Source organism: Endozoicomonas sp. Z74 (genome assembly GCF_057680865.1).
In genome coordinates this window covers 1-2,044 of record NZ_JBLYZI010000216.1, presented here as the reverse complement: position 1 = coordinate 2,044, position 2,044 = coordinate 1, and the positions used below count along the sequence as shown (strand labels likewise).

2 protein-coding genes are annotated in these 2,044 nt (G+C 52.8%); both read right to left on the bottom strand.

Annotation, left to right across the window (positions count from 1 at the left end):
* Window position 1 precedes the first annotated feature (1 nt).
* On the bottom strand, window positions 2–766 hold the full coding sequence (istB, locus tag ACNRUY_RS26315) for an IS21-like element helper ATPase IstB (protein ID WP_488114632.1): 765 nt from the start codon (window positions 764–766) through the stop codon (window positions 2–4).
* The gene (istA, locus tag ACNRUY_RS26310; protein WP_488114631.1) at window positions 766–1,944 is read right to left on the bottom strand and encodes an IS21 family transposase; all 1,179 of its coding nucleotides are present in this window, start codon (window positions 1,942–1,944) and stop codon (window positions 766–768) included. Before istA ends, istB begins: the two co-directional genes overlap by 1 nt.
* Window positions 1,945–2,044 lie beyond the last annotated feature (100 nt).

Here is a 2,044-nt window from a genome sequence, read left to right as displayed (position 1 = left end):
GTCAGTTGTCTCCTTTGGCGGGTTTGTTCTTTAGAAGGCCTGCTTTGCGTTTTTCCTTGAGTCGGTAGCTCTCGCCTTTGATGTTGATGGTCGTGGCGTGATGTAACAGCCTGTCCAGTATGGCAGTGGCGATCACCTGGTCTCCGAAGATTTCACCCCAGTCTGAGAAGCTCTTGTTCGAGGTCAGGATAGTGCTGCCTTTTTCGTAGCGCCGGGTCACCAACCGAAAGAACAGGCTGGACTCTTCACGAGACATAGGCAGATAACCCATTTCATCCAGAACCAGAAGCTTCGGGTACATCAATTGCTGCATCTGCCGCTCCAACCGGTTCTCCTGCTGTGCTTTTTTCAGGGTGCTCATCAGTTTGTCGAGGCTCATGAACATGACTCTATGACCCGCTTCTGCCGCTTTCACCGCCAGGGCTATGGCAAGGTGGGTTTTACCCACACCGGGAGGACCAAGTAACACAACATTTTCAGCACGATCAACAAAGCTGAGGCCTGAGAGTTCACGGATCACCTTGCGGTCAATGCTGGGTTGGAATTCGTAGTCGAATTGCTCAAGGGTTTTCACCCACGGCAGGCGGGCCTGCTTAAGGCGGCTTTCCAGTCCCTTCTGGTGGCGGCCTGCCCATTCGGCTTTGAAGATACTCTGAAGGAACTCGCGGTAACCCAGGTCTTCTTTACTGGCTTGTTCGCACAGGGTATCCAGTGTATCTGGAAGGTAGTCGAACTTAAGGCGCTGCATCAATGCATCCAGTTCCATTACACCACCTCCTCATAACAGCTGAGATCGCGGGTTTCTACATGCACTGCGTCGTGCAGCATCTTGTGGTGTCCATTCTGGCGAACCCAGTGATTGCACCCCTCTTTGAGCAAGTGAGCGGCAACAATGACTTCCTGCTGATCATAGATGCGCAGGAAACCATCAAGGCCAATGCGGATGCGAACACTCTGGTCAGCCAGGCTGTCCGGGACACTGTAGCGGTTACCTCGCACGTTAATGTAACGGTCTGCAGGCACCTTTCGGGTTTCATGGTAGCTGGTGTCAAAGCGACGAGGAGGGAGTGCCGTTAGATCTGGCTGCTCCCGGATAAACCGCTCTGAGACAACCTCTTTGAGTGTATTGTGGACACGCTGATCGGCCACTTCCCGCAACCATTGTTCCAACAACTGGTTAAGGTGAGCCAGGCTTTCAAACTCTCGATACAGCTGGAAAAAGTACTCCTTCACGTAGCGAACCATGCGCTCTACCTTACCTTTGGTTCGGGCACGGTAGGGCTTGCAGGCCCGGGGGTTGAATCCGTAATGACTGGCCAGCATCAGGAAGCCTTCATTGAATACCGGCTTCCCATGACGATGGTGCTTGAGCACAGCGGCTTTCTGATTATCGACGACCACCTCACGGGTGAGGCCACCAAACCACTCGAAGGTGCGAACCAGGGATTCATAGGTGTGTTCGGCATCGTTACTCAAAGCAGCCCACACAAAGAATCGACGGGAGTAACCCAGAATGTTTACGGAGATATAAACTTTGCGGGCCTCACCACCGATGATCAGGTTTAACTCACCCCAGTCGTGCTGCAACTGCTCACCGGGCTGAGTTTCAAACCGGGTAGTGGCCTGAGACTCACGCAAAGCCCGCTTGGGCTGAATATAATTTCGCAGCAGGGTCTTGCCACCGGTGTAACCTTGTCTGGAGATCAGGTTGTAGATCGCTTCAGCGTTCCAGATGTTTTGAGCCAGGTGCCGGTCAACCATGGCCTTAAAATCATCCAGCTTACTTTTGCGAACCCCGGATTGACGAGGTGGCGGAGGTCCTTGCCGTTTGAGTGCCCGGCTGACAGTCTTGTCGGAACAGCCTAATTTATGTGCAATGTCTTTAATATGGCAGCCTTGGCTGCGCATTTCCTTTATCATGATCCAGTCCTCTCGGTTGATCATGGCCGCTTCCCTGTTGTTTGCTCACTACAGGTGTCGGCCTGGTTAATCGAGGGGACATCTCAAACTGGTGATTTGGGGACATTAAGGGCTGGTGTTAACA

Bases quoted from the DNA above. Each gene is read 5' to 3' on its own strand.
- istA (WP_488114631.1), bottom strand. From the start codon at position 1,944: ATGATCAACCGAGAGGACTGGATCATGATAAAGGAAATGCGCAGCCAA.
- istB (WP_488114632.1), bottom strand. From the start codon at position 766: ATGGAACTGGATGCATTGATGCAGCGCCTTAAGTTCGACTACCTTCCA.